This is a genomic window from Eleftheria terrae (genome assembly GCF_030419005.1).
GTDB lineage: Bacteria > Pseudomonadota > Gammaproteobacteria > Burkholderiales > Burkholderiaceae_C > Caldimonas > Caldimonas terrae.
This window is the reverse complement of sequence record NZ_CP106951.1, coordinates 420,774-446,631: the sequence shown is the minus strand read 5'-3', so window position 1 is coordinate 446,631 and position 25,858 is coordinate 420,774. Positions and strand designations below refer to the sequence as shown.

The 25,858-nt window shown below is 69.9% G+C and carries 15 protein-coding genes; 7 read left to right on the top strand and 8 right to left on the bottom strand.

The window, feature by feature from the left end:
- Nucleotides 1–59: 59 nt before the first annotated feature.
- On the bottom strand, nucleotides 60–4,052 hold the full coding sequence (purL, locus tag N7L95_RS02305; protein ID WP_301258195.1) for a phosphoribosylformylglycinamidine synthase: 3,993 nt from the start codon (nucleotides 4,050–4,052) through the stop codon (nucleotides 60–62).
- A gap of 122 nt (nucleotides 4,053–4,174) precedes the next feature.
- On the opposite strand from purL, the gene map reads away from it, so the two are divergent.
- Complete coding sequence (gene map / locus N7L95_RS02300; protein WP_301258194.1) at nucleotides 4,175–4,987, top strand: type I methionyl aminopeptidase; 813 nt, start codon at nucleotides 4,175–4,177, stop codon at nucleotides 4,985–4,987.
- A gap of 13 nt (nucleotides 4,988–5,000) precedes the next feature.
- On the top strand, nucleotides 5,001–7,625 hold the full coding sequence (locus tag N7L95_RS02295) for a [protein-PII] uridylyltransferase (RefSeq protein WP_301258193.1): 2,625 nt from the start codon (nucleotides 5,001–5,003) through the stop codon (nucleotides 7,623–7,625).
- A gap of 63 nt (nucleotides 7,626–7,688) precedes the next feature.
- Here N7L95_RS02295 and def read toward each other — a convergent pair whose 3' ends face one another.
- The 5 genes from def to N7L95_RS02270 form a co-directional block, all read right to left on the bottom strand.
- Nucleotides 7,689–8,225 carry a peptide deformylase gene (gene def, locus N7L95_RS02290; protein WP_301258192.1) on the bottom strand — a complete coding sequence of 179 codons (537 nt, stop codon included), beginning with the start codon at nucleotides 8,223–8,225 and terminating at the stop codon, nucleotides 7,689–7,691.
- A gap of 70 nt (nucleotides 8,226–8,295) precedes the next feature.
- Nucleotides 8,296–10,056, bottom strand: a complete 1,761-nt coding sequence (locus N7L95_RS02285; protein WP_301258191.1) for a sensor histidine kinase — start codon at nucleotides 10,054–10,056, stop codon at nucleotides 8,296–8,298.
- A gap of 190 nt (nucleotides 10,057–10,246) precedes the next feature.
- Nucleotides 10,247–12,322, bottom strand: a complete 2,076-nt coding sequence (gene ligA / locus N7L95_RS02280) for an NAD-dependent DNA ligase LigA (RefSeq protein WP_301258190.1) — start codon at nucleotides 12,320–12,322, stop codon at nucleotides 10,247–10,249.
- 161 nt (nucleotides 12,323–12,483) lie between these two features.
- On the bottom strand, nucleotides 12,484–14,889 hold the full coding sequence (locus N7L95_RS02275) for a hypothetical protein (RefSeq protein WP_301258189.1): 2,406 nt from the start codon (nucleotides 14,887–14,889) through the stop codon (nucleotides 12,484–12,486).
- A gap of 448 nt (nucleotides 14,890–15,337) precedes the next feature.
- Complete coding sequence (locus N7L95_RS02270; RefSeq protein WP_301258188.1) at nucleotides 15,338–16,102, bottom strand: HD domain-containing protein; 765 nt, start codon at nucleotides 16,100–16,102, stop codon at nucleotides 15,338–15,340.
- 96 nt (nucleotides 16,103–16,198) lie between these two features.
- Here N7L95_RS02270 and N7L95_RS02265 point away from each other — a divergent pair, with 96 nt between their 5' ends.
- The gene (locus N7L95_RS02265) at nucleotides 16,199–17,149 is read left to right on the top strand and encodes a GlxA family transcriptional regulator (protein ID WP_301258187.1); all 951 of its coding nucleotides are present in this window, start codon (nucleotides 16,199–16,201) and stop codon (nucleotides 17,147–17,149) included.
- Between the two features lie 37 nt (nucleotides 17,150–17,186).
- Here the strand turns inward: N7L95_RS02265 and N7L95_RS02260 are convergent, their stop codons facing one another.
- A complete protein-coding gene (locus N7L95_RS02260) occupies nucleotides 17,187–18,263 on the bottom strand; it encodes a cell division protein ZipA C-terminal FtsZ-binding domain-containing protein (protein WP_301258186.1) in 1,077 nt (358 codons plus the stop codon).
- Between the two features lie 25 nt (nucleotides 18,264–18,288).
- Nucleotides 18,289–21,804: a chromosome segregation protein SMC gene (smc, locus tag N7L95_RS02255; protein ID WP_301258185.1), complete on the bottom strand. Its 3,516-nt coding sequence runs from the start codon at nucleotides 21,802–21,804 to the stop codon at nucleotides 18,289–18,291.
- 253 nt (nucleotides 21,805–22,057) lie between these two features.
- Between smc and queF the strand changes: the two genes are divergently transcribed.
- From queF to N7L95_RS02235, 4 genes are all read left to right on the top strand, one after another.
- The gene (gene queF, locus N7L95_RS02250; RefSeq protein ID WP_301260045.1) at nucleotides 22,058–22,489 is read left to right on the top strand and encodes a preQ(1) synthase; all 432 of its coding nucleotides are present in this window, start codon (nucleotides 22,058–22,060) and stop codon (nucleotides 22,487–22,489) included.
- Between the two features lie 27 nt (nucleotides 22,490–22,516).
- The gene (gene dapC / locus N7L95_RS02245) at nucleotides 22,517–23,731 is read left to right on the top strand and encodes a succinyldiaminopimelate transaminase (RefSeq protein WP_301258184.1); all 1,215 of its coding nucleotides are present in this window, start codon (nucleotides 22,517–22,519) and stop codon (nucleotides 23,729–23,731) included.
- Nucleotides 23,732–23,753: 22 nt separating this feature from the next.
- Nucleotides 23,754–24,575, top strand: coding sequence for a 2,3,4,5-tetrahydropyridine-2,6-dicarboxylate N-succinyltransferase (gene dapD / locus N7L95_RS02240; RefSeq protein WP_301258183.1), 822 nt, complete (start codon nucleotides 23,754–23,756; stop codon nucleotides 24,573–24,575).
- A 74-nt stretch (nucleotides 24,576–24,649) separates the two neighbouring features.
- Complete coding sequence (locus tag N7L95_RS02235; protein WP_301258182.1) at nucleotides 24,650–25,858, top strand: PilT/PilU family type 4a pilus ATPase; 1,209 nt, start codon at nucleotides 24,650–24,652, stop codon at nucleotides 25,856–25,858.

The window sequence follows — 25,858 nt, the reverse complement described above, 5'->3', positions numbered from 1 at the left end:
TGGCGGGCGGCCCGTGCAGGCAGGCTGCGGCGTCGCGCCGCAGCCCGAGGCAGCGAGGCTCAACCCACCCACTTCCTCGCGTTCGCGAACATCCGCATCCACGGGCTGTGCGCCGCCGGATCGCCGCTGGTCCAGCTCATTTGGACATTGCGGAACACCCGCTCCGGGTGCGGCATCAGCACCGTGAAGCGACCGTCGGCCGTCGTCACCGCAGTCAGGCCGCCAGGGCTGCCATTGGGGTTGGCCGGGTAGGTCTCGGTGGCCAGGCCCATGTTGTCGACGAAGCGCATCGCCGCATGCACCCGCTCGGCATTGCCGCGCTGCGAGAAGTCGGCATACCCCTCGCCGTGCGCCACCGCGATGGGCATGCGGCTGCCGGCCATGCCGCTGAAGAAGATCGACGGGCTGTCGAGCACCTCCACCAGGCTCAGCCGGGCCTCGAACTGCTCGCTCTTGTTGCGGGTGAACTTGGGCCAGTCCTGCGCGCCGGGGATGATGGGCGACAGGGCCGCCATCATCTGGCAGCCGTTGCACACGCCCAGCGCGAAGGTGTCGCTGCGGCCAAAGAAGGCCTGGAACTGCTCGGCCAGCCGCGGGTTGAACATCACCGAGCGGGCCCAGCCCTCGCCCGCCCCCAGGGTGTCGCCGTAGCTGAAGCCGCCGCAGGCCACGATGCCCTGGAACTGCGCCAGCTGCGTGCCGCCGCGCTGCAGGTCGCTCATGTGCACGTCGAAGGTGTCGAAGCCGGCCTGTGACATGGCGTATGCCATCTCCAGGTGCGAGTTGACGCCCTGCTCCCGCAGGATGGCCACCTTCGGCCGGGCCTGGCCGATGAAGGCGGCCGCGACGTTCTCGCTCGGGTCGAAGCTCGGCTTCACGTGCAGGCCCGGGTCGTCGGCGCGGCCGGCGGCGGCATGTTCGCTGTCGGCACAGGCCGGGTTGTCGCGCAGCTGCGCAATGCGCCACGACACCTCGTCCCACACCTTGTGCAGCTGCTCCAGCGGCGCCGAGAACTGCAGCTTGACATCGCGCCACACCTCGACCACGCCGCGGTCGTTGGGCTTGCCGATGACATGGCTGTGGCGCGACAGGCCGAACTCGCGCAGGGTCTGCAGCGTGGCGTCACGCTCGTCGGCGCGCACCTGCAGCACCACGCCGATTTCCTCGGAGAACAGCGCGCGCAGCATCAGCTCGTTGCGCCGCGCCCCCACTTGGCTGGCCCAGTTCTTCGAGTCGCCGTACTCGGCCCGGCTGTCGGTGATGCCGTCGCCCTCGGTCACCAGCAGGTCCACGTTCAGCGAGACGCCGCAATGGCCGGCAAAGGCCATCTCGCACACTGCCGCCCACAGGCCGCCGTCGGAGCGGTCGTGGTAGGCCAGCAGCTTGCCCTCGCTGCGCAGCCGGTTGACGGCCGCCACCAGCTGCTTGAGCGCTTCGGGGTCGTCCAGGTCGGGCACCAGGTCGCCCGGCTGGCCCAGCACCTGGGCCAGCATCGAGCCGCCCAGGCGGTTGCGGCCCTGGCCCAGGTCGACCAGGATCAGGCTGGTATCGCCGCAATCGGTGCGCAGCTGGGGCGTCAGCGTGCCGCGCACGTCGCCCAGCGTGGCGAAGGCGGAGACGATCAGGGAGACGGGCGCCGTTACCTGCTTCTCGGCGCCGGCTTCGTTCCAGCGGGTGCGCATCGACAAGGAGTCCTTGCCCACCGGCACCGAGATGCCAAGCGCCGGGCACAGCTCCATGCCCACCGCACGCACGGTGTCGTACAGCGCGGCGTCTTCGCCCGGCTCGCCGCAGGCGGCCATCCAGTTGCACGACAGCTTCACCCGCGGCAGCTCGATGGGCGCGGCCAGCAGGTTGGTGATGGCCTCGGCCACCGCCATGCGGCCGGACGCCGGCGCATCCAGGCTGGCCAGCGGCGTGCGCTCGCCCATGCTCATGGCCTCGCCGCGGAAGCCGGCATAGTCGGCCAGCGTGACCGCGCAGTCGGCCACCGGCACCTGCCAGGGACCGACCATCTGGTCGCGGTGGTTCAGGCCGCCCACCGTGCGGTCGCCGATGCTGATCAGGAAACGCTTGCTGGCCACTGTCGGGTGGCGCAGCACGTCCAGGCCCACCTGGGCCAGCGACACCTCGGCCAGCTGCAGCGGCTCGCCCTGGCGGCTCACGCGCCGCACGTCGCGGTGCACCTTGGGCGGCTTGCCCAGCAGCACGTCCATCGGCATGTCGATCACGCGTTCGCCGCCGGGGCCGTCTTCCAGCACCAGGGCCTGGTCGTCGCTGGCCACGCCGATCACGGCGAAGGGGCAGCGCTCACGCTCGCACATGCTCTCGAACAAGGGCAGGCTCTCGGGTGCGATCGCCAGGACATAGCGCTCCTGGCTTTCGTTGCACCAGATCTCCTTCGGCGCCAGGCCGCTTTCTTCCAGCGGCACGCGGCGCATGTCGAAGGTGGCGCCCTTGCCGGCACCGTCCACCAGCTCGGGGAAGGCGTTGGAGATGCCGCCGGCACCGACGTCGTGGATGGCCAGCACCGGGTTGCGCTCGCCCAGGTTCCAGCAATGGTTGATGACTTCCTGGGCGCGGCGCTGGATCTCGGGGTTGCCGCGCTGCACCGAGTCGAAGTCCAGCTCGGCGGTGTTGGCGCCGGCGGCCATGGAGCTGGCCGCGCCGCCGCCCATGCCGATGCGCATGCCGGGGCCGCCCAGCTGGATCAGCAGCGTGCCGGCGCCAAAGGGCAGCTTGTGCGTCTGGCCCTCGGGAATGCTGCCGAGGCCACCAGCGATCATGATCGGCTTGTGGTAGCCGCGCCGCACGCCGGCCACCGTCTGCTCATAGACGCGGAAATAGCCGCCCAGGTTGGGCCGGCCAAATTCATTGTTGAAGGCGGCGCCGCCAAGCGGGCCGTCGATCATGATCTGCAGCGGGCTGGCGATGTGCTCGGGCTTGCCATAGGGCTCGCGCTCCCAGGGCTCGGTGGTGCCGGGCAGGTGCAGGTTGGACACCGAGAAGCCGGTCAGGCCCGACTTGGGCCGGGAGCCGCGGCCGGTCGCGCCTTCGTCGCGGATCTCGCCGCCAGCACCGGTGGAGGCGCCGGGGAAGGGCGAGATGGCGGTCGGGTGGTTGTGCGTCTCGACCTTCATCAGCACATGGGACACCTCGGGCCGCGCAACGTACTGCGGGCCGTCGGTGTGGCCGGCCGGCGCCCAGCGCTCGATCGGGCCACCTTCCATCACCGCCGCGTTGTCGGAATAGGCCACCACCGTGTGCTGCGGTGCCAGCTGGTGGGTGTTGCGGATCATCTGGAACATCGAGCGCTCCTGCTCGACGCCGTCAATGGTGAAGCGGGCGTTGAAGATCTTGTGCCGGCAGTGCTCGCTGTTGGCCTGCGCGAACATCATCAGCTCGACGTCGCTCGGGTTGCGCTTGAGCGCGGTGAAAGCCTGCACCAGGTAGTCGATCTCGTCGTCCGACAGTGCCAGGCCGAAGTCGCGGTTGGCCGCCTCCAGCGCGGTGCGGCCGCGGCCGAGCAGGTCGACGTGCTCCATCGGCTTGCCGGGTTGCTCGTCGAACAGGTGGGCGGCGGCCGAGCGCTCCAGCACAGCCGACTCGGTCATGCGGTCGTGCAGCAGCGCGGCGGCCGCCTGCAGCTCGGCCGGCTCCAGGCGCTTGACGCCGCCGAGCAGGCCGCCCTTGATCGTCAGGCGGAACTCGGTCACCCGCTCCACCCGCTTGACGGCCAGGCCGCAGTTGTGCGCGATATCGGTCGCCTTGGAGGCCCAGGGCGACACGGTGCCCAGGCGCGGCGTGACCACGATCAGCTCGCCGTCGGTCGGGCCGGCATACGGGTCGCCGTAGTTCAGCAGCGCGGCCAGCTTCTCCTGCTCGCCGCTGGCCAGCGGCTGCGGCGCCCAGACCCAGTGGACATGGCGTGCGTGCACCGCGGTGATGCGGGGGTTGATGGCCTGCAGGCGGGGCAGCAAGGCCTGGGCTCGGAACGCTGAAAGGGCATTGCCGCCCTCGAAGTGGAGGAGGTGTTGGGCAGTCGCGGTCACGCTGGAGAACTCGGCTGGGTGGGGGAGGCGCTGGGCAGCCGGCGTGCAGATGCCCACGAAGCTGCCGATTTTACCGGTCGCGCCGCTGCATCGGCATCCGCCGCCTGAGATAATCACCCGCCATGAGCATCACGATCAAAACCGGCGCCGAGGTGGACGCCATGCGCCTGGCAGGCCGCCTGGCCTCCGAAGTGCTGGACTACCTGACGCCGCACGTCAAGCCGGGGGTCACCACCGAGGCGCTGGACAAGCTGGCGCACGACTACATCACCCAGGTGCAGGGCGCCGTCCCGGCGCCCCTGAACTACGCACCGCCGGGCTACACGCCCTACCCCAAGTCGATCTGCACCTCCATCAACCACCAGATCTGCCACGGCATCCCGAACGACCGGCCGCTGAAGAGCGGTGACATCGTCAATATCGATGTCACCGTCATCAAGGACGGCTGGCACGGCGACACCAGCCGCATGTTCGTGGTCGGCGAGGGCTCCATCCTCGCCAAGCGCCTGTGCCAGGTGACCTACGAGGCGATGTGGCGAGGCATCGTCAAGGTCAAGCCCGGCACCCGCCTGGGCGACATTGGCAACACCATCCAGACCTTCGCCGAGAACGCCGGCTTCTCGGTGGTGCACGAGTTCTGCGGCCACGGCATCGGCCAGCGCTTCCACGAGGAGCCGCAAGTGCTGCACTACGGCCGCGCCGGCACGCTGGAAGAACTGAAGCCGGGCATGATCTTCACGATCGAGCCGATGATCAACGCCGGCAAGCGCCACATCCGCGAGATGCCGGACGGCTGGACCATCGTCACCAAGGACCGCTCGCTATCGGCGCAGTGGGAGCACACGGTGCTGGTCACCGAAACCGGCTACGAGGTGCTCACCTTGTCCGAAGGCTACCCGCCGCTGCCCGACTTCGTCACCGCCACCGCGACCTGATCGCCCGCCCGGCATGACGGCCCAGCCCCGTGAGCCCATGGCCCCGGCCGTTGCGCCGGGCGACGTGACCGACCTGCGAGCCCGCTTCCGCAAGGGCAAGGCCGACATCCTGGACGTGTTCCGCCAGGCCCGGCCCAGCGCCGCGGCCGCGCGTCGCCTGCTCAAGAGCCTGACCCGGCATGTCGACGAGACGCTCGACGGCCTCTGGCAGCATGCCTTCCTGCCGCGCGGCGCGGCGCTGGTCGCAGTGGGCGGCTATGGGCGGGGCGAGCTGTTCCCGTACTCCGACGTGGACGTGCTGGTGCTGCTGCCGGACGACACCTCGCTGCAGCACGATGCGAATGCCGCGCTGAAGTCCAGCATCGAGGGATTCATCACCGCCTGCTGGGACATCGGGCTGGAGATCGGCTCCAGCGTGCGCAGCGTGAGCGAATGCCTGGAGGAAGCCGAGCGCGACGTGACGGTGCAGACGGCGCTGCTCGAATCGCGCTTCCTGTGCGGCTCCAAGGCGCTGTACCAGCACTTCCGCCGGGCCTATGAACGGCAGCTGGACGCACCGGCCTTCCTGCGCGCCAAGACGCTGGAGATGCGCCAGCGCCATCAGAAGTACGAGGACACGCCCTACTCGCTGGAGCCCAACTGCAAGGAAAGCCCGGGCGGCCTGCGCGACCTGCAGGTGGTGCTGTGGGTCGCACGCGCCGCCGGCCTGGGCAAGACCTGGGCGGAGCTGGCCGCCCGCGGGCTGGTGACCTCCTTCGAGGTCAAGCAGCTGCAGCGCAACGAGGGCATGCTCAAGCTGATCCGTGCCCGGCTGCACCTGGTGGCCGGCCGCCGCGAGGACCGGCTGGTGTTCGACCTGCAGACCTCGGTGGCCGAGACCTTCGGCTTCCAGGCCACGCGGGCGCGGCGCGCCTCGGAAGCGCTGATGCACCGCTACTACTGGGCCGCCAAGGCGGTGGCCCAGCTGAACCAGATCCTGATGCTCAACATCGAGGAGCGCATCAGCGGCTCGCAGGACGAGCCGATGCGCCCGATCGACGCCGAGTTCTTCGACCGCGCCGGCATGCTCGAGGTGGCCAGCGACGACCTGTACGAGCGCGACCGCCACGCCATCCTGCGCACCTTCCTGCTCTACCAGCAGACGCCGGGCGTGAAGGGCCTGTCGGCCCGCACGCTGCGGGCGCTGTACAACGCCCGCGAGCTGATGGACAGCGAGTTCCGCCGCGACCCGGTGAACCGCCAGACCTTCCTGCAGATCCTGAAGGAGCCGCAGGGCCAGACGCATGCCTTCCGGCTGATGAACCAGACCAGCGTGCTGGGCCGCTACCTGTGGGTGTTCCGCCGCATCGTCGGGCGCATGCAGCACGACCTGTTCCATGTCTACACCGTGGACCAGCACATCCTGATGGTGCTGCGCAACGTGCGGCGCTTCTTCGTGCCCGAGCATGCGCATGAGTACCCGTTCTGCTCCCAGCTGGCGGCGCAGTTCGAGCAGCCCTATGTGCTGTGGGTGGCGGCGCTCTTCCACGACGTGGCCAAGGGCCGTGGCGGCGACCATTCCGACCTCGGCGCCGAGGAGGTGAGGCGCTTCTGCCGCGACCACCAGATCCCGAAGGACCATGCGCGGCTGATCGAATTCCTGGTGAAGCACCACCTCACCATGTCGCGCATCGCCCAGAAGGAAGACCTGAGCGATCCTGACGTGATCCAGTCCTTCGTGCAGACGGTGGGCGACGAGCGCTGCCTGACCGCGCTGTACCTGCTCACGGTGGCCGACATCCGTGGCACCAGCCCCAAGGTCTGGAACGCCTGGAAAGGCAAGCTGCTGGAAGACCTGTACCGGCTGACGCTGCGGGCGCTGGGCGGCGGCAAGCCGAACCTCGACACTGAGATCGAAGCGCGCAAGCAGGAAGCCCTGCACACGCTCAACCTGTATTCGCTCTTGCCCGGCACGCAGGAAGCGCTGTGGAAGACGCTGGAGCTGAGCTATTTCGCCCGCCACGATGCCGGCGACATCGCCTGGCACAGCCGCTCGCTGTGGCGCTACGTGGCCACCGACAAGCCGGTGGTGCGGGCCCGCCTGTCGCCGGTGGGCGAAGGACTCCAGGTGCTGGTGTACGCGCCCGACCAGGCCGACCTGTTCGCCCGCATCTGCGGCTATTTCGACAGCGCCGGCTTCAGCATCCTGGATGCCAAGGTCCACACCACCAAGACCGGCTATGCGCTGGACACCTTCCAGGTGATCTCGCCCAGCCTGGACCACCACTACCGCGACCTGATCTCGCTGGTGGAGAACCAGCTGGGCCTGGCCCTGGTCAATTCGGGCCCGTTGCCCGAGCCCAGCCGGGGCCGGCTGTCGCGCCGGGTCAAGTCCTTCCCGGTCAAGCCGCGCGTCATGCTGCGGCCGGACGAACGGGCCCAGCGCTGGCTGCTGAGCGTGTCGGCCAGCGACCGCTCAGGCCTGCTTTATTCCATTGCACGGGTGCTGGCCAAGTACGGCGTCAACCTGCAGCTGGCCAAGGTCACCACCCTGGGCGAACGGGTGGAAGACACCTTCCTGATCGACGGGCCGGCGCTGCAGCAGAGCAAGGTGCAGCTGGAGATGGAGTCGGACCTGCTCGACGTGCTGGGGCCGTGAGGCCCGCGGCCGCGCCGGCAGCAGGAACGCACGGCGCAGCGCGCGCCCTCCCCGCCTGGCGACTCAGTCGTCGCTCGCGGCGTCCAGTTCGGGAAACAGCACCGAGGTGAAGCCGAAGCGGCTGAAGTCGCGCACGCGCATCGGGTAGAGCACGCCCTGCAGGTGATCGCACTCGTGCTGCACCACCCGGGCGTGGAAGCCTTCGGCCTCACGCTCGATGCGTTGGCCGCGAACGTCGAAGCCGCTGTAGCGGATGCGTGCAGGGCGCGGCACCACCCCGCGCAGGCCGGGCACCGAGAGGCAGCCCTCCCAGCCTTCTTCCTCGCTGTCGCCCAGCGGCACGATGGCCGGGTTGACCAGCACCGTCTCCGGCACCGGTGGCGCGTCGGGATAGCGCTGGTTGCTGCCGAAGCCGAAGATCACCACCGCCAGGTCCACGCCGATCTGCGGCGCCGCCAGGCCCGCGCCCCGGGCCGCCCGCATGGTGTCGAACAAGTCGCCCACCAGCGCATGCAGCGCCGGTGTATCGAAATCGCGCACCGGCTGCGCCACGCGCAACAGGCGCGGGTCCCCCATCTTCAGGATCTCTCTGATCGCCATGCTCACTTCCCTGGCCCCACCACGGGGCCGCCACAGGCGCCACACCACGCGGCGCAGCGGTGTGACCCGCTCAAGGCCCGGCCGTGCCGGCGCGCCGCTGCGGGTCGATGCGCTGCCGCGCATGCAGCGGCAGGCCATTGTCGCAGGCACCTGGCGAGGACAGCGGCAGCTCCACGGTGAACACGGTGCCGCAGCCGTCACCGTCGCTGTCGACGCGGACGCTGCCGCCGTGCAGGCGCGTCAGTTCGCGCACGATGGCCAGGCCCAGCCCCAGGCCGCCGTGGCGACGGCTGGTGGCTGCCTCCTGCTGGCGGAAGCGGTCGAACACATGGGGCAGGAACTCGGGCTTGATGCCGCGCCCGGTGTCGCTCACCGTGATGCAGGCCCAGCCACCCCGGCTGGCCAGGCTCACCGTGACCCGCCCACCTTCGGGCGTGAACTTGACCGCGTTGCCCAGCAGGTTGCCCACCACCTGCTGCAAGCGCGCCGGGTCGGCCTGCAGGCGCAGCGGCGCGGTGTCCAGGCGCAGCTGGATGGTGATGGACTTGCTTTCGGCTGCCGGCCGCACCGCCGCGCAGGCCTCCTGCAGCAGGCTGCCCAGCTCGATCTCCATGCGTTCGAGCTTGATGCGGCCTTCGACGATGCCACGGGTGTCCAGCAGGTCTTCGATCAGCCGGGTCTGCGACTGGGCGTTCTGGGCGATCACCGCCAGCCCGGCCTGCAGGTCCGCTTCGCCGACATGCCGTGCCTGCAGCACGCGGGCCCAGTTCAGCACCGCCGCCAGTGGCGTGCGCAGCTCGTGCGAGACCAGCGCCAGGAACTCGTCTTTCTGCCGGTTCGCCTCCTGCGCCTCGGCACGGGCCCGCTGCTCGCTTTGCAGCAGCCGTGCCTTCTCGGCATCGGCCCGCTGGCGCTCGATCAGGTCGGCCGCCTGGCGTGCCAGCAGGTCCACCACTCTGAGGCGATATTCCGGCGGGCAGCCCGGCGTGCTCCAGTGGGTCGAGAGCACGCCGATGGGCTGGCCGGCCCGGCTGAGCAGCGGCGTCGCCTGCAGTGCCCGCACGCCGGCGGCATGCAACACCGCGAGCGTCTCAGGATGGCGAAACAGCTCGGCCCGGTCGATGTCCTCCACCACAACGCGCTGGCGCCGCGCCAGCGCGGTGCCGCAGGCCGCTGCGCCGTGGGCGACGGTCGCGAAATAGGCCTGGAAGTCGCGGTCCAGCCCGCGGCCGGCGCGCAGCGTCAGGCTGCCATTGGCGGGGTCGTAGAGCTGCAGCGACCCCATGCTCGCGCCGGTCACTTCCGTGGCGGCGTCGACGATGCTCTGCAGCAGCCGGTCGAGGTCGTCGGCCTGGCCGATCGACAGGCTGATGGCATGCAGGCGGCGCAAGGCCGCGATCTCCTGCTCCTGCCGTGCCTCGCTGCGGGCCAGCGCCAGCTCGGCCCGCTTGCGGGCGCCGATGTCCAGCAGCACGCCGCTCATGCGCACACAGCGGCCGCGCTCATCCATCACCGGCCGTCCCCGGCCTTCCACCCAGCGCGTCGGCAGGCCGGCGGGCGCCACCCGGAATTCGGCGGCATACGGCTCGCCGCTTTCCATGGTGTGCTGCAGCGCCTGCCGGACACGATCGCGATCATCCGGCACGATGAGCTCGAAGAACGCTTCCGGCGAGGCGTCGGCCTCGATGCCCAGCATCTCCCTCACCGGTCCCAGCCGGGTGGCGCGCGCCCGGGCCAGGTCCCAGTCCCATGCGATGGCCTGGGCCGCCTGCAGCGCATACTGCATCCGCTCGTGCAGGTGGACGAAGGACTCCTTGCCTCGGTGTTCCATACATCCCTCCCGTGCTGCAGTACGCAGCGTCACGCCAGCCCTGGCCGGCCCGCCTACGATGCGCCACTGTAGAACGATGGCCGCTGCCGTGCGCTGGAAACTGCAGCCGTTCGGAGGGTTGCCCCATCGGGCAAGGGACGGGGTGCCTGCCGCACCGTCCGCCCTGCCCTGATGGCGCGGCGTCTGCCGTTCAGCCGGCCAACAAGGCGCGCAGGCCGTCCTCGTCCAGCACTGCCACGCCCAGTTCCTGGGCCTTGGCCAGCTTGCTGCCTGCCTCGGCCCCCGCCACCAGGAAATCGGTCTTCTTGGACACCGAGCCGGCGACTTTACCGCCCGCCGCCTCGATCAGCTCCTTGGCCTCCTCGCGCGTCATCGAGGGAAGCGTTCCCGTGAGCACGAAGGTCTTGCCGCTCAGGGCACGCGGCGCACTGCTGGCCGCGCCTTCGCCCTCCTCCCAGTGCACGCCGGCGGCGCGCAACTGCTCCACCACCTCGCGGTTGTGCGGCTGCTCGAAGAAGGTGTGGATGCTCTCGGCCACCACCGGCCCGACATCGTTGACCTCCAGCAGCTGCTCCACGCTGGCGTCCATGATGCGGTCAAGCTGCCCGAAGTGGCGGGCAAGGTCTTTCGCGGTGGCTTCGCCGACATGGCGGATGCCCAGGCCGAACAGGAAGCGGCCGAGCGTCGTGCGCTTGGACGATTCGAGCGCCGCCACCAGGTTCTGCGCCGATTTCTCGGCCATGCGCTCCAGCGCGGAGAGCTTGGCCACCCCCAGCGTGTACAGCTCGGGCAACGTCCGGATCAGCCCCTGGTCCACCAGCTGCTCGACCAGCTTGTCGCCCAGGCCCTCGATGTCGAGCGCGCGGCGCTGCGCGAAGTGCAGGATGGCTTGCTTGCGCTGGGCGGCGCAGAACAGGCCGCCGGTGCAGCGCCAATCCACCTCGCCTTCCTCGCGCACGATGTCGGAGCCGCACACCGGGCAATGGCCGCCCAGGCGGCGGTACAGGTCCCAGGGCTCGCCCGCGGCGACCTCGTCGGGGCGCCGCTCCAGCACCACCGACACCACCTCCGGAATGACGTCGCCGGCGCGCCGCACGATGACGGTGTCGCCGATGCGCACATCCTTGCGGGTGATTTCGTCCTGGTTGTGCAGGGTCGCATTGGTCACCGTCACGCCGCCGACGAACACCGGCGCCAGCTTGGCCACCGGCGTCATCTTGCCGGTGCGCCCGACCTGCACATCGATGTCGCGCACGGTGGTGGTCTGCTCCTGGGCGGGGTACTTGTGCGCCACCGCCCACACCGGCTCACGGTTGCGAAAGCCGAGCTGGCGCTGCAGCGCCAGGCTGTTGACCTTGTAGACCACACCGTCGATGTCGAAGGGCAGCGCGTCACGCTTGGCCGCCACCTGCTGGTGAAAGGCCACCAGCCCCTCGGCACCGTGGGCCACCGTGCGTTCTGCGCTGACCGGCAGGCCGAAGGCGGCCAGGGCGTCCAGGATGCCGCTGTGCGTGTCAGGCGCACCGGGCCAGTCGCCCACCTCGCCCAGGCCATAGGCATAGAAGGACAGCGGCCGCTGCGCCGTGATCTTGGGGTCGAGCTGGCGCACCGCTCCGGCGGCGGTGTTGCGCGGGTTGATGAAGGTGCGCTCGCCTGCCTCGCGCTGCCGGGCGTTGAGGCGTTCGAAGGCATCGCGGCGCATGTAGATCTCGCCGCGCACCTCCAGCACCGCCGGCACGGCACCGTCGAGCAGGCGCAGCGGGATCTGGCCGATGGTGCGGATGTTGGCCGTGACGTCCTCGCCCTGCTCGCCGTTGCCACGGGTGACGGCGCGCACCAGCAGGCCGGCCTCGTAGCGCAGGCTGATGGCCAGGCCGTCGAACTTCAGCTCGGCGGCATAGTCCACCGGCGGGTCTTCGGGCGACAGTCCCAGGCGCTTGCGGATGCGGGCATCGAAGGCCACCGCCCCGTCGGCGGTGGTGTCGGTCTCGGTCTGGATCGACAGCATCGGCACGCGGTGCGGCACCGAGGCGAGCTCCTGCAACAGCGCGCCGCCGACGCGCTGCGTGGGCGAGTCGGGTGTCTGCAGCTCGGGATAGGCGGTCTCCAGCGCTTGCAGCTCCTGGAAGAGCTTGTCGTACTCGGCATCCGGGACCTCGGGATCGTCGAGCACGTAATAGCGATAGGCGTGGTGGTGCAGCTGGGTGTGCAACTCGGCGGCGCGCGCCAGCGCGGCATCGCGGTCGGGAGAGGAGGAAGAGGACATGCGGACTCGACTACCGGGGAAAGGGCCTGCAAAGGCACAAGCATGCCATGAGACCCGGAATGAAAAACGGGCCGGTCGAGGACCGGCCCGTGGCCACGGCGCGGGCAAGGGCACCGCGCCGGCCGGCGCGCCTGGCGCGCCGTGATGTCAGGGCAGGACGGTCAAGGCATGAAGGGCACCGTGGTGCCGTCCACCTCGATCACCAGGCCGCTGCCGGTGCCGCGCACGCGGCCGACCAGCTGGCCGCCGCTCTTCACTTCCACCACGCCCTGGATGCCGCCGCCAACGACGATCTGCGTCGTCAGCTCACCGGTGAACTCATAGCGCCGACCGTTGACGTCGAACACCACGTTCTCGTAGGCCATGCGGGTGCGGCCCGTGCCACCGGCCAGCGGCTCGGCGAACTCGAACACCAGGGTGCTGTCCACCGGGAAGGTGGCATTCACGCCCTGCACGCCGTCGAGCGCGGTGGTGGTGGCCAGCACGGTGATCACGCTGCGATCCACCTTCTCCGCGCCAGTGACGGTGCGGGTGTAGCTGGACTTCGCGCCTCCCGTCACGGTGACGTCGGAGGCCCAGCCGTCGTCGCCGTCCGAGGTGCGCACGCGGGCGTTCTGCATCAGCGAGGAGGTGGTGCCGGCGTCCGGATTGAGCGAGACGCGCTCGTAGTTCATGCCCACGGTGCCCGAGTGGGTCACCTGGTCGCTGACGCAGTTGCTGAAGGTGGCCGACACCTCACCCTTGGCCGGCAGCGGCTTGCCCACCGGGAAGGGCGCGCTTTGCAGCGTGACCGCCGCCGAGCCGCTGCTGCAGACCTCGGCCGGATCGAGGGCGACCAGCGTGTCCTCCTCGGCGAAGATCATGGGCGCCACCGCGGCCTGGTGCACGTACAGCGGCAGCTGGATCATGCGCAGCACCTTGATCTTCTCAGAGGTGGCGCTATCGGCCACCGTGAGGCGCACCGTCTCGCTGACGGTGCTGCCCGCCGGGCTGGTGGCCACCACGCTGAACATCGCGCCGTCGTCGGCAGCGGTGAGCACCGGGGTCCGGTAGGAGCTGCCGGTGGCACCGGCAATCGCCACGCCGTTGCGGCGCCATTGCAGGGAAACGCCGCGCGGGTTCTCCAGGGCGACCACGAACTCGACGGTATCGCCCACAGCGGCCGTGCGGGCCGCCGGCTGGACCGAGAACACCGGCGGCTTGGCCGCAGTGACGGTCAGCACTGCCTCGTTGCTCGTCACTGTGCCGAGCCGGTTGCTCACCACGACCGAGAAGCGCGCCCCGCTATCGGCCATCAGTGCCGGGTAGAGCAGCAGCGTGTCACCGGTGGCGCCGGCGATCGGCTGGCCATTGCGGCGCCACTGGTAGCTCAGCGGCCGGCTGCCCTGCGCCAGCACCGTGATGGCGGCGAACTGGCCGACCTCGACGCTGACGCTGCTCGGCTGCTGCAGCAACGTGGGCGGCTGCGGCCCCTCCGGCAGGACCAGGCACTGCGGCAGGTAGATGTCCACAGCGGACGGCCCGACCTGGGTGGCCACCGCGTTCTCGCCCTCGAAGTCGCGGCCGATGATGGTGGCGCGGCCATTGCGGCGGATCGGCACCACGAACTCGCCCGCCGGCGTCGTCGGTACCGAGGCGCTGCCCGAGTAGTCGATGCCATGGCTCTCGGCATAGCCGGGAACGACCGGCTTGCCGTCCTTGTACTTCAGGCAGCCGTGCACATAGATCGTGTCCTGCACCTTGTCGGCGTTCCAGTAGGTGAAGTGCTTCACCTTGCCTTCGTAGTACTGCTGCGGCGGGCTGCCTTTCAGGCTGGCCTCCCCCTCCTGCACCCAGCGGCCGCGCGATTCGTCGAACCACCACAGCGGAATCGTCGGCTCGGGCGTGGTCGAACGCGTGGAGAGCGGGATGCGCAGGGTCGCCTCCTGCCCGGCCTTGAGGTTGACCCGACGGCCGTCGGCGTCGCGCAGGCGCACCTGCACCGCGCCGAAGCTCTCGATGCGCTGGCCGGCATCGGTGGTGTAGTCGCCCGGCATGCTGCCCGGGTCGTTGGCCGGATTCAGCGGTGTCAGGTCCACCGTGACGCGCCCGCGCGGCGCGCCGCCGCCCACCACTTCCAGGCTGTTGGCCGGCAGGTCCACCCGGGCGGTGCTGCCCGGCATGGTGACCACACCCGGCTGACCGGCGTCGATGGTGGCGCTGGCGCCCACCCGCACCAGCCTCACTTCACCGCGGCTGCGCTGGCCGGCGCTCAGGTCCAGGGCCAGGAAGCCATCGGCATAGCCGGCCTTCTCCACCTTGAAGACGCGCCGCCCACCGGCCGGCACGCCGTCCACCGTGAAGCGCCCGTTGGCGTCGGTGCGGACATCGACACCTTCGGTGGTGACACGTGCGTCGGTCAGCGCGGCCGACGTATCGCTGGCCACGGCCAGGCCCGACACGCTCGCGGTGGCCGGCTTTTCACCACCGTCGTCACCACCACCGCCACCGCCGCCACAAGCGGCCAGGGCCAGGACAAGAGCGGCGGCCTTGGCACCAGCCAGCCATCGCAGCAAGCGATCATTCACGGGAAACTCCCTTCAAGGATGGAGGTACTGCGGCCAGGGCGGCACCAGGCACACCTTCGCAGCGCAAAACCACGGGGCTCTGCGGCCCCTGGCGCGGCGAAGTGTAAAAGCCGCCGCTGCAGGCCCCAGCCAGTCCCTGGGCCCCTAAGTGAGGGAACTTTGCAACAAACGGTTAATGTTGCCCGGCCCAGCGGCCGCAGTGGCGCCTGCGGCCGGCGAGGCACCGCGCCGCCACCCGCGGGGCGTGCTCCGGGGCGTGCCGGGCGTGCCCGGCGTGCCCGACGTGCCCGACGTGCCCGGCGTGCCCGGGCCTGCCGCCGCACCGTGCCGGCCATGCGCCATGGCTGCCGCGACGACCGCATGTGACCGCTGCATGCCGTGGCGGCGTGCCGCGGGCGTCTGCCGTGGCCGCCAGCAGAACGGCCTGCCAGGGTGGATCCGGGGCCGGTCACTCGTCGAAGGGGGCCTGGCGCACCAGGTCGATGAAACCGAAGCGGTGCACCCACAGGCCAATGCGGGTGTGCGGGGCGGCGTCGGCCTGGTGCTGCAGGCAGGGGCACAAGGCCGCCTTCATCTGCAGGCGCGGATGCCGCTGCAGCACCGCCTGGCGCAATGGGTTCGGCACTTCCCGATGGCGGCGGCCGATCACGTCCAGCGCCGCGCCGGCCTGCACCAGGTGGGCCTCCACCCCGCACTCCACCGGCACACGGGGGTTGAGGTGCAGGCTGATGGCCTCCGCAACGCAAGCCGCCTGCACCGGGCTGGCGCCCGCCTGGCGCATCAGCGCCTCGGCTGCCGCCGCTCCCCGCACCGCGAAGCAGCGCCGGGCCGGCTCGGCATGCGCTTCGGTCAGGCCCAGGTCGTGCAGCAGGGCGGCGGCGAAGAACAGACTGCGGTCGGGCTTCAGGCCCTGGTTCAGGGCCAGCAGGCTGCCCCAGGCATAGGTGCGCCAGGCATGCTCCGTCAGCCAGCGTGGCTGCACGGCCTCGGCGGCCGCCAGGGCGGCACGGGCCAGCTTGTCATGGGGCGGCGCAATGTGCCGCAGGGCGTCCGCGTCGAGCTCCAGCAGGCCCGGCGCCGGTGGCGTCAGCCTGCCGCGGCGCCATTGCTTCAACCGCGCCGCCATCGCGCCAAGCAGCAATCCCCAGCGCTCGCGCGGGCTGAGCACCCCGCCGCCGGCCTGCGCCCATTCCCATCCACCCATGCTGTTCATGACATCCTCCTTGTGTGGCCATGGGCGTCAGTGTGCAAATCGACAAAGCCGCCGGCGAGTGGCAGGATCGACGTTCAACGCACCATTCTTGACAACATGCAAGTGGCCGTCCTCGTGCTCCCCCAGGTGATGGACAGCAGCCTCTCGATCACGCTGGACGTGATCTCGGCCGCCAACCAGCTGGCCGGGTACCAGGGCCGGGCAGCGCCCTTCAGCGTGGTGACCGCCGGCCTCGGCCGCCGCGTGCAGGCGGGCTCGGGCTTGCACATCGGTGGACTGACGCCCTTGCGCGCGCTTGGCGTGCCGGCGCTGGTGGTGGTGCCCGGCGCACGGCTGGCCCTGCCGGCACAGCTCGATGCCTGGCTGGCCAGCCCGCCGCTGCGCCGCGCCATTGGCTGGCTGCGGCAACAGGCTGAGCAGGGAGCCGCGGTGGCGGCCTCCTGCGCCGGCACCTTCGTGCTGGCGGAGGCCGGGCTGCTGCAGGGCCGCACCGCCACCACCACCTGGTGGCTGGCCCCGCACTTCCGGCAGCGTTACCCCGGCGTCGAACTCGACATGCAGCAAATGGTGGTGGGCGATGCACAGGTGCGCTGCGGCGGTGCCGCCTTCAGCCAGGCGGACCTGATGCTGGAGCTGGTGGCCAGCCATGCCGGGCCGGCACTTGCGCAGGACTGCGCCCGTTACCTGATGCTCGACCGGCGCAGCAGCCAGATGCGCTACGCCATCCCCGGCCATCTGGCACGCCAGCATCCGGTCATCGGCGAGGCGGAACGCTGGATCCGGCAGCGCCTGCACCAGCCCATCCACATCGGCGAGCTGGCCGCCGCGCTGCACCTGACACCGCGCACGCTGGCCCGCCGCTTCGACAGCAGCCTGGGCATGAGCCCGCTGCGGTTCGTGCAGCGGCTGCGGGTCGAACAGGCCCGGCACCTGATCGACACCGCCCGGCTGCCGCTGCAAACCGTCGCAGAGCGGGTGGGCTATGCCGACGCGGCGACGCTGCGCCGGCTGCTCTTGCGCGAGTCAGGCAGCGCCCGGCGGCCTTGAGGCAGGCAAGAAGGGCGAAGCCGCAGGCCGGCGGCGCTCAGCTGAACACGCGCCGCGCGGCCGGCGAACCGGCTGGCAGGCCCCGCTCCTCCAGGGTGCGGTACAGCTGCTGCAGCTCGCGGCCGATGTTCTCGAAGCCGGCCGCGCTGAGCGGCTGGTGGTTGTCGTCCACCACCGCCGCCTCCATGCCCAGCGCCAGCGCCTGCGCGCTGGCCTGCCAAGCCTCGAAGGGGGCCTCCGAAGGCGCGGTCTGCGGCACATCGAAGGACAGCGTCACATTCCGCACCGCCACCAGGTTGGGGTCCTCGGCGAAGGCCGCCTGAGGGTCGAACTGCAGCGTCAGCACCGGCGGTGCCCCCTCTTCCCGCGCCGGCAGCACCAGCCGCCCAGGCACCACGCCCGGCACGAAGCCGTGCCGGGTGGCGTGCTGCTGGATGTAGGACACCGTCCAGGCGGCACCGCGCGCCCGCAGGTGGCAGGCCAGCTGCGCGTCGTGCTGCCCGGCGAACTGGTCCAGCTCGCGGGCGCGGGCCACCTCGTCGAGCATGTCGGGAAAGTCGGCCGACGCGCCAAGGCCATCGGCAAAGGCCTGCACCTTCTGCACGAACTCCGAGTACTCGATCTCGTTGAGCGCGCCGGTGCGGTTGGCCAGTTGCACGCCGGCCTGGAACTCGCGGTAGGTGTGCCCCGGCTGCGGAGCCTCCCATTCGCCGGTGGCCTCGTTCAGCCCTTCGATGAAGAACGGCTTGCTGCCGGCACGCCGGGTGGGTGGCAGGTGGGCCAGCACGTTGTCGCCGCTGACGCGGTTGTCGACCACCAGCGAGGCCATCGCGTCGATCAGCGGGTCGAGCCGCACGCCGTGCTGCCGGCGTACCGGCAGCGCGGGGATCAGCGGCGGGATGGACGGGTGCTCGTCCCTCCCCGCGTCCTCCGGCTGCGGCCCGGCGGGCTGGCCCACGTCGAAGGTCGGCTCGATGGCCGGCGGCGCTTCCTTGGGCGAGCGCACCAGCGGCTGCCGGCCGCCGGCCTTGCGCGACTGCCAGGCGCCGTGCGCCACCACCCCGGCGAGCACCAGCCCGCCCAGAACGGCCAATGCCACTTGCAAGCTGCTCATCGGGTGCTCGCTCTTTCCTTGTTGCTCATGCCGCCTCGGCCATGCCGAGCGCGGATTCCATGTCGACCGCGACGATGCGCGAGACACCCTGCTCCTGCATGGTCACGCCGATCAGCTGTTCGGCCATCTCCATCGCGATCTTGTTGTGCGAGATGAAGAGGAACTGCGTGCCGCTGGACATGCTCTTGACCAGGTTGGCATAGCGCTCGGTGTTGGCATCGTCCAGCGGTGCGTCCACCTCGTCCAGCAGGCAGAACGGCGCCGGATTGAGCTGGAAGATGGCGAACACCAGCGCGATGGCCGTCAAGGCCTTCTCGCCGCCGGACAGCAGGTGGATGGTGCTGTTCTTCTTGCCCGGCGGCTGCGCCATCACCTGCACGCCGGCATCCAGGATTTCATCGCCCGTCATCATGAGCCGGGCCGTGCCGCCGCCGAACAGCGAGGGGAACATGCGGCCGAAGTGCTCGTTGACGAAGTCGAAGGTCTTCTTCAGCAGGTCGCGCGTCTCCAGGTCGATCTTGTAGATCGCGTCTTCCAGCGTGGTGATGGCCTCGTTCAGGTCGGCCGACTGCGCATCGAGGAAGCTCTTGCGCTCGCGCGCGGCGGTCAGCTCGTCGAGCGCCGCAAGGTTGACGGCGCCAAGCGCAGCGATGTCGCGGTTGATGCGATCGATCTCGCCTTGCAGGCCGTAGAGCTTGACGCCGCCGTCCTCGATGCTGCGCGCCAGCGCCTCCAGGTCCACCCCGGCGGCCGTCAGCTGCTCCATGAACTGCGCGCCACCGAGCGACGCGGCCTGCTGCTCCAGCTGCAGCTTGGTGATGCGATCGCGCAGCGGCTGCTGGCTGCGCTCGAACTCCATGCGTTGCTCCTCGGCCCGGCGCAGCCGCAGCGAGAGATCGTCGTACTCGCTGCGCTTGGCGGCGAGCGCCACCTCGCGCTCCATCTTCAGCGCCAGCGCCTCCTGCAGCCCGGCCTGCGCCGCCTGGTCGTTGAAGCTGTCCAGCTCCGACTGCAGCTGTGCGGCGCTCTGCTCGTTGGTGGCGATCTGCTGGGCCGCGGTCTCGATCGAGCGCTGCAGCTCGCCGCGGCGCGCGGCCAGGGCGCGGGCCGAGAACTGTGCCTCCTGCGCCTCGCGCTCCAGCGAGCGCAGCTGCTCGCGGGCCTGCGCCAGCCGGCGCTCGGCCTGGATCACCGCCTCCTCCAGCTCGGCATGGCGCTCCTGCTCGGTCGCCAGGGCCAGGTCGAGTTCCTCGAAGCGGGCCTCGCCGGTGGCGCGGCGCTCGTTCAGCTCTTCCAGCTGGGCGTCGATCTCGCTCAGCTCTTCCTGGATCTGGCCGCGGCGCGCGCCGGCCTGCTCGGCCTGCTGCGTGAGCCTCAGCACCTCGACCTGCAGCTGGTGGTTGCGCCCCTGCAGCTCGGCCGCCTCGCGGCGAGCCGCGGCCAGCCGTTGCGAGGCGTCGGTATAGGCGGCTTCGGCACGCACCAGGGCCGTGCGCGAGTCTTCGGCGATGAGCGCCTGCGCCCTCACCTGGCGTTCCAGGTTCTCGATCTCCTGGGCCCGCTGCAGCATGCCGGCCTGCTCCGAATCAGGCGCATAGAAGCTCACCGCGAACTGCGACACCGCATGGCCTTCGCGGGTCATGATGACCTCGCCATGCGTGAGCTTGCCGCGCTCGGCCAGTGCCTGCTCCAGCGAGGCGGCGGTGTAGACGCCTTCCAGCCAGTCGTTGAGCAGCGCCTTCAGCCCGGCGTCACCCAGCCGCAGCATCTCGGACAGCCGGGCCAGCGTCTGGTGGCTGTTGGTGATGCCGGCGGCGGGCGGCGTGTAGAAGGCCAGCTTGGCCGGCGGCGGGTCGCCAGCGAAGGCGCGCACGGTGTCGATGCGGCCCACCTCCAGCGCGTTCATCCGCTCGCGCAGCGCCGACTCCAGCGCGGTTTCCCAGCCGGGCTCGATGTGCACGCGGGTCCACAGGCCCTGCAGGCCTTCCAGCCCGTGCTTGGCCAGCCAGGGCTTGAGCTTGCCTTCGGTCTGCACCTTCTCCTGCAATGCGCGCAGCGCTTCGAGCCGCGCTGCCAGGTCGGCCTGCTTGGCCGACTCGGCATTGACCTGCTCCTGCTTGCGGCGGCGGTCATCGTCGAGCTGGGGCACCTGCTCGGTCAGCTCGTGCAGGCGTTCCTCGGCAATGGCCTGCGCCTCCGAGGCCTGCTCGTGCTGCCGGCTCAGCTCGGCCAGCCGGCCTTCGTCCGGCGCCGCCAGGCCCTTGCTCTCGGTCACCAGCCGCTCGCGGCGCAGGTTGAACTGGCGCGACTGCTCATCCACGCTGCGCGACTCGGCCGCCAGCAACTGGATCTGCTGCTGCACGCCGGCCGCCACCGTGCGCTGCTGGTTGGCCTTCTGGCTGGCAGCCCGCACCGCATCGTCATGGTTGGGCAGGTTGGCCGACTCTTCCTCCGCCTGGGCGGCGAGGATCTCGGAGCGCTCCTCGGCCACCGCGATCTGCTCGGCGATGGTCTCCAGCTCGGCCTCGGCCTGCGCCCGCCGCGCGGCCCACTGCTCGTTCTGGGCGCGCAACTCGGCCAGGCGCTGCTGCACCCGCTGCCGGCCTTCGACCACGTAGCGAATGCGCTCCTCCAGCCGGCTCACCTCCAGGCTGGCCTCGGCCAGCGCGCCCTGGGCGGCATGCAGCTCGTCGCTGGCCTGGTAGTGGGCCTGCCGGATGGTCTCCAGCTCGGCCTCCACATGGCGCAGCTCGGCCAGCCGCGACTCGAGCGCATTGGTGGCCTCCAGCACCTCCTTGCGCACCCGCTCTTCCTCGCTGGCGGCATCGCGGTGCTTCAGGAACCACAGCTGGTGCAGCTTCAGCGTGCCCTGCTCCTGCAGGTGGCGGTAGCGCGCGGCAACCTCGGCCTGGCGTTCGAGCTTCTCCAGGTTGGCGTTCAGCTCGCGCAGGATGTCCTCGACCCGGGTCAGATTCTCGCGCGTGTCCTTCAGCCGGTTCTCGGTCTCGCGCCGGCGTTCCTTGTACTTGGAGACGCCGGCCGCCTCTTCGAGGAACATGCGCAGTTCCTCGGGCTTGGACTCGATGATGCGGCTGATGGTGCCCTGGCCGATGATGGCGTAGGCCCGCGGGCCCAGGCCGGTGCCGAGGAAGACGTCCTGCACGTCGCGCCTGCGCACCGGCTGGTTGTTGATGAAGTAGCTGGACGTGCCGTCGCGCGTCAGCACGCGCTTCACGGCGATCTCGGCGAACTGGTTCCACTGCCCGCCGGCCCGCGCGTCCTCGTTGCTGAAGACCAGCTCCACGCTGGCCCGGCTCGACGGCTTGCGGTTGCCCGAGCCGTTGAAGATCACGTCCTGCATGGACTCGCCGCGCAGCTCCGAGGCCTTGGACTCGCCCAGCACCCAGCGCACCGCATCCATGATGTTGGACTTGCCACAGCCGTTGGGCCCCACCACGCCGACCAGTTGCCCTGGCAGCTGGAAATGGGTCGGCTCGGCAAACGACTTGAAGCCGGACAGCTTGATGGAATTCAGGCGCATGAATGGCGGGAGCCGGTCGGATGCAGGCCGCCCGGGCCTCGGGCGGCTTTCATAAGTGTTTGATTTTCCTCGGGATTCCGGTATCCCGGCGAGGCTCAACCGAGGCGGGATGATACCATCGGCCTCTATCTAGAACAGAAGCTCCCTCATGTCCAAGAAAGCCGCCAAGACCAGCTCCAAAGACTCCGCCAAGGCTGCCGCGAAAGCCGCTGCCGCGCTCGAAGCCGGTACGCCCGCGCCGCAGCAGCGCCCGATGCCGCCCAACCCGCCGTCGGCCCCGTCCAAAGAGCTGCATGTGTTCGACAACCCGGCGCCGCAGCGCGACTACGTGATCCAGTTCCAGATCCCGGAGTTCACCTGCCATTGCCCGCTGACCGGCCAGCCCGACTTCGCGCACTTCACCATCGACTACATCGCCGACCAGCTCTGCATCGAGCTGAAGAGCCTGAAGATGTACATGTGGAGCTTCCGCAACGAGGGCGCCTTCCACGAGAAGGTCACCAACGACATCCTGGACGACATCGTCAAGACCATCCGCCCGCGCTATGCGCGCATCGTCGCCAAGTGGTACGTGCGGGGTGGCATCTACACCAACGTGGTGGCCGAGCACCGCCTGCCCGGCTGGGAACCGCAGCCGCTGGTGCAGCTGCCCCAGCACGAGGCCGAGTCCGGCATGCTGCGCTGAGGCCGCCGGCCGGGGATAATCCGGCGGATGAATCCCCTGCTGTCCCGCCTGCAGCCCTATCCCTTCGAGCGGCTGCGCCAACTCACCCACGACATCCAGCCCAATGCGGCCCTGCAGCCCATCAGCCTGGGCATCGGTGAACCGAAACACCCGACGCCGGAGCTGATCACCGCGGCGCTGCGCGACGCGATGGGCGGCCTGGCGAGCTACCCCGCCACCGCCGGCGAGGCCCGCCTGCGCGAAGCCATGAGCGGCTGGCTGGCGCGCCGCTACGGCATCACGGTGGATGCGGCCACGCAGGTGCTGCCGGTCAATGGCTCGCGGGAGGCCTTGTTTGCCTTTGCCCAGACCGTCATCGACCCCACCCGCCACCGCGACCAGGGCGGCCCGGTGGTGGTCTGCCCCAACCCCTTCTACCAGATCTACGAAGGCGCGGCCCTGCTGGCCGGCGCCCGCGTGGTCTACGCCAACAGCGACCCGGCGCGCAACTTCGCGCCCGACCTGGCGAGCATCCCCGAAGCCACCTGGGCCGCCACGCAGCTGCTGTACGTCTGCTCGCCCGGCAACCCCACCGGCGCGGTGATGGGCCTCGACGAATGGCAGCGCCTGTTCGAGCTGAGCGACCGCTACGGCTTCGTGATCGCCTCGGACGAGTGCTATTCCGAGATCTACTTCCGCGACGAGCCGCCGCTGGGCGGGCTGGAAGCGGCCGCCCGGCTGGGCCGCAGCGACTTCCGCCGCCTGATCGCCTTCACCAGCCTGTCCAAGCGCTCCAACGTGCCCGGCATGCGCTCGGGCTTCGTGGCCGGTGACGCGGCGCTCATCAAGGCCTTCCTGCTCTACCGCACCTATCACGGCAGCGCGATGAGCCCGCTGGTGCAGCAGGCCAGCATCGCGGCCTGGAACGACGAGCAGCACGTCGTCGACAACCGTGAGAAATACCGCAGCAAGTTTGCCCGCGTCACGCCTATGCTCGCCGAGGTGCTCGACGTGCAGTTGCCCGACGCCGGCTTCTACCTCTGGGCCCGCGTGCCCGGCACCGGCGAGACGGCCGACCACGCGTTCGCGCGCGGCCTGCTGGCTCAATACAATGTGACGGTTTTGCCCGGCAGCTTCCTCGCCCGCGAGGCGAACGGCGTCAATCCCGGCGCCGGGCGCATCCGCATGGCGCTGGTGGCCGACGTCGACGAATGCGTCGAGGCGGCCGAACGCATCGTGGCCTACGTCCGCTCTCTCTCCTGACCGACCCGCAGAGTTTTTTGTCATGACCCAACACATCGAAGCCCTCATCAACCAGGCCTGGGACGATCGCGCCAACCTGTCGCCCAAGGCGGCCCCGACCGAGGTGCGCGCCACCGTCAAGCAGGTGGTGGACGAGCTGAATGCCGGCCGCCTGCGCGTGGCGCAGAAGATCGACGGCAGCTGGGTGGTGAACCAGTGGGTCAAGAAGGCGGTGCTGCTGAGCTTCCGCCTCAACGACAATGCCGCGATGCGCGCCGGCGAGCTGGCCTTCTTCGACAAGGTGCAGACCAAGTTCTCCGACCTGAGCGAAGACGAGATGCGCGCCACCGGCGTGCGCGTGGTGCCGCCGGCGGTGGCCCGCCACGGCAGCTACATCGCCAAGAACGTCGTGCTGATGCCCTCCTACGTGAACATCGGCGCCTATGTGGACGAGGGCACGATGGTGGACACCTGGGCCACCGTCGGCTCCTGCGCGCAGATCGGCAAGAACGTGCACCTGTCCGGCGGCGTCGGCATTGGCGGCGTGCTGGAGCCGCTGCAGGCCAACCCGACCATCATCGAGGACAACTGCTTCATCGGCGCCCGCTCCGAGATCGTCGAAGGCGTCATCGTCGAGGAGAACTCGGTCATCTCGATGGGCGTGTACATCGGCCAGAGCACCCCGATCTACGACCGCGCCACCGGCGAGACCAGCTACGGCCGCGTGCCGGCCGGCTCGGTGGTCATCAGCGGCTCGCTGCCGCGCGACGGCGGCAAGTACAGCCTGTACTGCGCGGTGATCGTCAAGCGCGTGGACGCGCAGACGCGCTCGAAGACCAGCATCAACGAGTTGCTGCGCGCCTGAGCGCGGCAAACGACGCACGCAACTGCAGCGAACAACTGCGGCACACAACGAAGGCATACAGCGAGGGGGAAGCGATGAGCGGTGGAAACATGGAGCGCGTGCTGCGCCTGATGGCCGAGAAGAAGGCGTCCGACGTCTATTTGTCGGCCAAGACGCCCATCCTCATCAAGATCCATGGGCAGATCCTGCAGGTCAGCGACCAGCCGCTGATGCCTTCGCAGCCGCGCCAGCTGCTGGCCGAGCTGCTCACCCCCACCCAGCTCGAAGAGCTGGACGAGACGGGTGAACTCAACATCGGCCTGGTGCTGCCCGGCGTGGCCAGCTACCGCCTCAGCGCCTTCAAGCAGCGCGGCTCGGTGGCGGCGGTGTTCCGCTGCATCCCCAGCGAGATCCCGGCCCTCGACAGCCTCAACGTGCCCGATGTGCTGAGCAGCCTGGTGATGGAGAAGCGCGGCCTGATCCTGATGGTGGGCGCCACCGGCACCGGCAAGAGCACCACGCTGGCGGCCATGCTGGAGCACCGCAACCAGCTCGTGTCGGGCCACATCCTCACCATCGAAGACCCGATCGAATTCCTGTTCACCAACAAGAAGTCGGTCATCAACCAGCGCGAGGTGGGGCGCGACACCCAGTCGCTGCAGGTGGGGCTGAAGAACGCGCTGCGCCAGGCGCCGGACTGCATCCTGATCGGCGAGATCCGCGACCGCGAGACGATGACGGCTGCCTTGTCCTATGCCCTGTCGGGCCACCTGGTGCTGGCGACCATGCACGCCAACAACAGCTACCACGCGATGGGCCGGATCCTGTCCTTCTACACGCCGGAAGCCCGCCCAGCGCTGATGTCCGACCTCGCGTCCGGCCTGAAGGCGGTGGTCTCGCAGCGCCTGCTGAAGTCCGTCAGTGGCGGGCGGGTGCCGGCGGTGGAAGTGCTGCTCAATACCAAGCTGGTGTCCGAGCTGATCGAGAAAGGCGACTTCACCGGCGTGAAGGAAGCGGTCGAGAAGTCGATGGCCGAAGGCTCCCAGACCTTCGAGACCGACATTGCCCGCCTGATCAACACCGGCCGCGTCACCCGGGAGGAAGGCCTGCTCTACGCCGACTCGCCCACCAACCTGATGTGGCGGCTGCAGAACGACACCACCGCCCAGTCCAAGGCGGCGCCCAAGAAGGAAGAGGACGACGGCCCCTCCTTCACCGAGATCACGCTCGACGTGCGCGAGGAGCGCCCGAGCGGCTTCGGCACGACGGGCTTCGGCACCACCGGCTTCGGCACCATCCGTTGA